This is a genomic window from Micromonospora sp. NPDC004551, assembly GCF_040609975.1.
Lineage (GTDB): Bacteria > Actinomycetota > Actinomycetes > Mycobacteriales > Micromonosporaceae > Micromonospora.
The window spans coordinates 1-7659 of sequence record NZ_JBEXLM010000069.1 but is presented as its reverse complement, the minus strand read 5'-3'; the positions used below and the strand labels follow the sequence as shown (position 1 = coordinate 7659).

At 75.4% G+C, this 7659-nt stretch carries 2 protein-coding genes; both read right to left on the bottom strand.

Going from position 1 to position 7659, the window contains the following annotated elements:
* On the bottom strand, nt 1-6434 hold a 6434-nt coding region (locus tag ABZW14_RS34050; protein WP_355355321.1), incomplete at its 3' end, for a type I polyketide synthase.
* Between the two features lie 87 nt (nt 6435-6521).
* Nucleotides 6522-7659: beta-ketoacyl reductase (locus ABZW14_RS34045; protein WP_355355318.1), on the bottom strand; the 1138-nt coding region annotated here is incomplete at its 5' end.

Genomic DNA, 7659 nt, shown 5'->3' with positions numbered 1-7659 from the left:
TCCAGGAACGGGGCGAACGCCCGCTGACACTCGGCCAGCCGCGCGTCGAACACCGGGCACCGCCCGACCAGACCCGCCGCCATCCGCACCGACTGGCCACCCTGACCCGGAAACACGAACACCGCACCCGGCCCGTGACCGACTGCCGAACCCGCCACCACGTTCCCGGCCGGCATACCCGACGCGAGCGCATCAAGGCCGGCCAGCAGCTCCGCCGGGTCGGCCCCGACCACCGCGGCCCGGTGGTCGAACGTCGATCGCGTCGTGGCCAGCGACCAGGCCACCACCGCCGGGTCCAGCCCTTCGTGCTCGCGAAGGTGCCGTGCCAGGCGCGCCGCCTGGCCGGGCAGGGCCGCCTTCGACCGCGCCGACACCGGCCACACCACGACGTCCGACTCGACCAGCCCCGGACCGGTGGCCACCGGCGCCGGTGTGCCGTCCTCGCCGGCGTACTCGATGACGAGGTGGGCGTTGGTGCCGGAGATGCCGAAGGAGGAGACGCCGGCCCGCCGGGCCCGTCCCGTCTCCGGCCAGGGCCGGGCCTCCGTCACCAGTTCCACGGCGCCCGCCGACCAGTCGACGTGCGGGGACGGCTCGTCGACGTGCAGGGTGGCCGGCACCGTTCCGTGCCGCATGGCCTGCACCATCTTGATGATCCCGGCGACGCCGGCGGCGGCCTGGGTGTGCGCGATGTTGGACTTGATCGAGCCGAGGAGCAGCGGTTCGGTCCGGTCCTGCCCGTACGTGGCCAGCACCGCCTGCGCCTCGATCGGATCCCCGAGCGTGGTGCCGGTGCCGTGCGCCTCCACCACGTCCACGTCCGCCGTGGACAGGCCGGCGTCGGCGAGGGCCTGCCGGATCACCCGCTGCTGCGACGGCCCGTTCGGCGCGGTCAACCCGTTCGACGCACCGTCCTGGTTCACCGCCGAACCGCGGATCACCGCGAGCACCCGGTGGCCGTTGCGCCGCGCGTCGGACAGCCGCTCCACGAGCAGCACCCCGACGCCTTCGCCCCAGCCGGTGCCGTCGGCCGCCGCCGCGAACGCCTTGCACCGCCCGTCCGCCGCCAGCCCGCTCTGCCGGGAGAACTCCACGAACAGGCCGGGCGTCGCCATCACCGTCACGCCGCCGGCCAGGGCGAGGTCACACTCGCCCCGCCGCAGGGCCTGCACGGCCAGGTGCACCGCGACGAGGGACGAGGAGCATCCCGTGTCCACCGACACCGCAGGCCCCTCCAGCCCCAACGCGTACGACACCCGACCCGAGACCACGCTCGCCGCGTTGCCGGTCCCCCCGAAGCCGTCCGCCTCGTCGGGCGCGACCAGCAACAGGGCCCTATAGTCCTGGCCGTTCGTGCCCGCGAACACCCCTGTTCGCGAACCCCGCAACGACTCCGGGACAACCCCTGCCCGCTCGATCGCCTCCCACGACGCCTCCAGCAGCAGCCGCTGCTGCGGGTCCGTGGCGGCCGCCTCCCGGGGCGAGATGCCGAAGAAGCCCGCGTCGAAGTCCGCGGCGTCGTGCACGAAGGCGCCCCGGTCCGCGTACGTGGTGCCGGGCGTGTTCCGGTCGGGGTCGATGAGGCGGTCGAGGTCCCAGCCGCGGTCGGTGGGGAAGTCGCCGAGGGCGTCCACCCCGTCGGCGACGAGCCGCCACAGCCCCTCGGGGTCGGTGACGCCGCCGGGGAAGCGGCAGGCCATCGCCACGATGGCCACCGGCTCGTCGTCGCGCGGGGCGGACGCGACGGCGGTCTCGGCCGGCCCTCCGGTGGCGCCGTGCAGCCCGGCGAGCAGGAAGCGGGCCAGCACCACCGGGTTGGGGTGGTCGAAGACCAGGGTGGTGGGCAGTGGTTGCCCGGTGGCCGCGACCAGCCGGTTGCGCAGCTCGACCGCGGTCAGCGAGTCGAAACCGAGGTCCCGGAACGCGGTGGTGGCCGGGATCGCCGTGGCGTCGTCGTGGCCGAGCACGTCGGCGGCGAGTTCCCGGACCAGGTCGGCAAGGGTCTCCTCCCGCCTCGCCGGGGTCAGCCCGGCGAGGCGGGCGCGCAGCAGCGCCGCCGGGCCGTCGTCGCCGTCGTCGAGCGGCGCCCCGCCGTCGAGGGCGGCCTTGGCCTCCGGTACGCCCTCCAGCAGCGGCCGGCGCCGGGCGGAGGCGTACGCGGGGGCGAATCGGGACCAGTCGACGTCGACGACCGTGAGGGTGGCGTCGTCGTGATCCAGGGCCTGCTGGAGGGCGGTCATCGCGACGGCGGGGTCCATCGGCGGCACGCCCCGGTGGCGCAGCTGCCGGTCGGCGTCGGCCGTGTGCATGCCGCCCTCGCCCCAGGAGCCCCAGGCGATGGCGGTACCGGCCAGCCCGTCGGCGCGCCGCTGCTGCACGAGCGCGTCGAGGTACGCGTTGCCGGCGGCGTACCCGGCCTGGCCGGCGCTGCCCCAGGTGGCGGCGATGGACGAGTAGACGACGAACGCGTCGAGTTCCTGGCCGGCGAGGAGGTCGTGCAGGTGTGCGGCGCCGACGGTCTTGCCGGCGGTCACCTCGGCCAGCTCGGCGGGGGTGACCGCCATGAGCGGGGTGGTCTGGGCGAGGCCGGCGGTGTGCACGACGGTGCGTACCGGCGGGCCGTCGGCCTGGATCCGGTCGAGCAGGGCGGCGACGGCGGCCCGGTCGGCGATGTCGCAGGCGGCGACGGTGACCCGGGTGCCGAGGTCGTGGAGTTCGGCCGCCAGCTCGGCGGCGCCGGGCGCGTCGGGGCCGCGCCGGCTGACCAGCACGAGGTGTTCGGCGCCGGCCGTGGCGAGCCAGCGGGCGGCGCGGGCGCCGAGGCCGCCGGTGCCGCCGGTGACCAGCGCGGTTCCGGCGGTGGTGAAGCGCCGCACCGCGGGGCGGTCGCCGACCTCGGCGCGGACCAGGCGGCGGACGAAGACGCCGGGGGCGCGGATGGCGAGCTGGTCCTCTCCGGTGGTGCCGGCGAGGATCGCGGCGAGCCGGCCGGCGGTACGGCCGTCGAGGTCGGCCGGCAGGTCGACGAGGCCGCCCCATCGGTGCGGGGCCTCCACGCTGATCACCCGGCCGAGGCCCCACAGCGCGCCCTGGCCGGGGTCGGCGAGCCGGTCGTACGCGGCGGCGCTGACCGCGCCCCGGGTGACGAGCCACAGCGGCGCGTCGATTTCGGCGTCGCCGAGTGCCTGCGTCAGCGCGAGGGTGGTGGCCAGGCCGGGCAGGACGGCAGCCTCGCCGGCCGCCGGCTCCCCGGCGAGCAGGGACACCACGCCGGTGAGCTGGGCGCCGGCCAGGTCGGCGGCGAGCCGGGCCCGGTCGGCGTCGGGTTCGACGGCCAGCGGCAGCACGTCGGCGCCCGCGTCGGTCAGCGCGGTCCGGACGGCACGTACCACCGGGTCGTCGTCGAGCCCGGTGGGCAGGGCCAGCAGCCAGGTGCCGTCGAGGCGGGCGGCGGTGGGTTCGGGTGTCACCTGCCAGTCGGCCCGGTACCGCCAGCCGTCGAGGAGGGAGTGTTCCTGCCGCTGGCGGCGCCAGCCGGCGAGGACGGGCAGGAGGGTACGCAGCGACTCGGTGGCCTCGGCGTCGTCGACGGCGAGGGTGGCGCGCAGGGCGTCCAGGTCGGCGCGGTCGACGGCGTCCCAGAACCGGTGGTCGAGCAGGCCGGCGGCGGTGGGCGGGGCGTCGGGCGTCTCGGCCGGCACCCAGTAGTGCTGCCGCTGGAACGGGTAGGTGGGCAGGTCGACGGGGCGTCCGGGGTGGCCGGCGAAGGCGGGCCGCCAGTCGACCGGCGTGCCTCCGGTCCAGATCGCGGCGAGGGACCGGTGGAACCGGTCGAGGCCGCCCTCGTCGCGGCGCAGGGTGCCGGTCACGGTGACCGCGGCCGGGTCGGCGGCGGCCGCCTCGACGCTCTCCTGCACCGCCATGGTGAGCACCGGATGGGCACTGACCTCCACGAACGTGTGACAGCCGGCCGCCACCAGGTCACGCACAGCCTCGTCGAAGCGCACGGTCTGCCGCAGGTTCCGGTACCAGTAATCGGCGTCCAGGCCGGCCGTGTCGACCCAGTCGCCCTCCACCGTGGACCGGAACCGGACCTCCCCACTACGCGGCTGCAGCCCGGCCAGCAGCTCCAGGAGCTGCTCCCGCAACGGCTCGACGTGCGCCGAATGCGACGCATAGTCCACCGGCACGCGACGCACCCGGACGTCACGACCCTCGTAATGGGCGACCAGCTCGTCCAAGGCGGCGGCATCACCCGACACCACCACGGAGGTGGGGCCGTTCACGGCCGCGAGGGCGACCCGCCCGTCCCACCGCTGGATGGTGGCGGTGGCCTCTTCGGCGGTGGTGGCCACCGACACCATGCCGCCGTCACCGGCGATACCGGCGATGACCCGGCTGCGCAGGGCCACCACGGCCGCAGCGTCATCCAACGACAGCGCCCCGGCCACATGGGCGGCCGCGATCTCACCCTGCGAATGCCCGACCACGACGCTCGGATGCACACCGTAGGAACGCCACAACGCGGCAAGCGACACACCGACCGCGAACAGCGCCGGCTGCACCACGTCGACCCGCTCCAACGACGGCGCAGCCGCCGCACCCCGCACCACATCCAGCAGCGACCAGTCCACGAACGGACGCAACGCCTCCGCACACGCCGCGAACGTCTCCGCGAACACCGGAGCCGTGTCCAGGAGGCCGGCGGCCATACCGGCCCACTGGGAGCCCTGGCCCGGGAAGACGAAGACCACCTCACCCGGCGCGCCGGCCGTGCCCGTGACGACCTGTGGTGCGGTACGTCCGTCGGCCAGCGCGTCGAGCGCGCCGGTCAGTTCGTTCCGGTCGGCGGCGAACACCACGGCACGGTGTTCCAGCGGCGACCGGGAGACCGCCGAGGTCCAGGCGACGTCGGCCGGGCCGAGGCCGGCGTCGCCCGCGACGTGGCGGGACCAGCGCTCGGCCTGCTGGCGCAGCGCGGTGTGGGTACGACCGGTGAGCAGGACCGGCGCGGGCGCCGGCAGCTCCGCCGGCTCGGCCGGGGCGGCGGCCTCCTCGGGCTGTTCGAGGATGAGATGTGTGTTGGTGCCGCTCATCCCGAACGAGGAGACGGCGGCCCGCCGGGGCCGGTCCACGGCCGGCCACGGCGTCGGTTCGGTGACCAGGGTGACCGCGCCGGCGGTCCAGTCGACGTGCGGGGTGGGCCGGTCGACGTGCAGGGTGGCGGGGACGACGCCGTGCCGCATGGCCTGGACCATCTTGATGATTCCGGCGATGCCGGCGGCGGCCTGGGTGTGCCCGATGTTCGACTTGATCGACCCGAGCAGCAGCGGCGCGCCGTCACCCCGGTCCTGCCCGTACGTGGCCAGCAGGGCCTGCGCCTCGATGGGGTCGCCCAGGGTGGTGCCGGTGCCGTGCGCCTCCACCACGTCGACCAGGTCGGGGGTGAGTTTCGCGCCGGCGAGGGCCTGGCGGATGACCCGCTGCTGGGAGGGCCCGTTGGGGGCGGTGAGGCCGTTGCTCGCGCCGTCCTGGTTGACCGCCGAGCTGCGGATGATCCCGAGCACCGGGTGGCCGTTGCGGCGGGCGTCGGAGAGCCGCTCCAGCAGCAGCACGCCGACGCCCTCGGACCAGCCGGTGCCGTCGGCGGCGGCGGCGAACGACTTGCACCGCCCGTCGGTGGCCAGGCCGCGCTGCCGGGAGAACTCGACGAACGGGCCCGGGGTGGCCATCACGGTGGCGCCACCGGCGAGGGCCAGGCCGCACTCGCGTTCGCGCAGCGCCTGGCAGGCGAGGTGGACGGCGACGGAGGACGACGAGCAGGCGGTGTCCACGGTGACCGTGGGTCCCTCCAGCCCGAACGTGTACGCGAGCCGGCCGGAGACCACGCTGGCGGCGGTGCCGGTGAGGACGTAGCCCTCCACCCCGGGGGCACGGTGCAGCACCGCGGCGTAGTCCTGGCCGGACGTGCCCATGAACACGCCGGTGCGGCTGCCGCGCAGCGACAGCGGGGCGAAACCGGCCCGCTCGAACACCTCCCAGGTGACCTCCAGCAGCAGCCGCTGCTGCGGGTCCATGGCGACCGCCTCGCGCGGCGAGATGCCGAACAGGGCCGCGTCGAAGTGCCCGGCGTCGGGCAGGAAGCCACCGGAGGCCGTGTACGAGGTGCCGGGGTTGTCCGGGTCGGGGTGCTGCAACCGGTCGAGGTCCCAGCCACGGTCGGCCGGGAAGTCGCCGATCGCGTCCCCGCCCGCCGAGACGAACCGCCACAGCTCCTCGGGCGAGGTGATGCCGCCGGGGTAACGGCAGCTCATCGCCACGATGGCCACCGGCTCGGACTCCTCGGCGGTGACCTCGCGCAGCCGCTGGCGGGTCTGCTGGAGTTCGGCGATGACCCGCGTCAGGTATTCCCGGAGCCGCTCCTCGTCCCCCATGGTTGGTTTCGCTCCCTCGTTCCCGACTGGTTCGTTCGCCATGGTTGATCCCGCTCCCTCGTTCTCCACCGGTACCCGACGCGCGGCTCAGGAGAGCCCGAGGTCCCTGTCCACAAGATCGAAAAGCTCCTGGTTGCTGGCCAGCTGCAACCGGTCGGTCACGTCGGCGACCCCGGCGGGCCGGTCCTCGGCGCCGAGGCGTTCCAGCAGGCGGTGCAGCCGCAGCGTGATCCGCACCCGACCGATGTCGTCCCGTTCCCGGACGGCCAGGGCGTCCTCCAGCCGGTCGAGTTCCTCGACGGTCGGCAGCGCCGCCACCGACGCCTCGTCGACGAGCTGGGCGCGCAGGTGCTCGGCGAGGGCCTGCGGTGTCGGGTAGTCGAACACCACCGAGCTGGCCGGGTCGAGGCCGGTGAGGCGGGCCAGCCGGCCACGCAGTTCCACCGCGGTCAGCGAGTCGAAGCCGAGGTCCCGGAACGGCCGGTCGGCCTCCAGGGCGTACGGGCCGTCGTGGCCGATCACCTCGGCGGCGGCGGTGCGGATCAGCTCGACCAGCAGCCGGTTCTGCTCGCCGGTGGTGAGGTCGGCGAGCCGCTTGCGCAGCCCGGCGAGGACCTCCGCGCCGCCCTCGTGGGCCGGGTCCGGCCCGCTGGGCAGCGCCGTCACCTCGGGAAGGTCGCTGATCAGCGGCCGGGGCCGGGCGGCGGCGAAGACGGGGGCGAAGCGCGCCCAGTCGACGTCGGCGACGGTGAGCACCGCGCCGTCGCCCTGGATCGCGGCGCGCAGTGCGGCCATCGCCGGTTCCCGGTCCAGCAGCGTGACCCCGCGCCGGCTCATCGCCGCCGCGTGCTCGTCGCTGACCATGCCGCCGCCGGCCCACGGTCCCCAGTTGACCGACACCACCCGGGCGCGCCCGGCGGGCCGGGACTGCGCCCAGGCGTCGAGGAAGGCGTTGCCCGCCGCGTACGCGCCGTGGTCGCCGACCCCCCAGGCGGCGGCGATGGAGGAGAAGTAGACGACCAGCTCCAGGTCGTCGGGGTCGAGCAGCTCGTCGAGGTGGCGGGCGCCGGCGGTCTTGCCGGAGACCACCTCGGCGAGTTCGTCGGTGGTGACCACGGCGACCGGGTTGAGGCGGCCGACACCGGCGGCGTGCACGACGGCCGGCACCGTCTCGCCGTCGCGGCGCAGCCCGTCGACCAGGGCGGCGACGGCGTCGCGGTCGGCC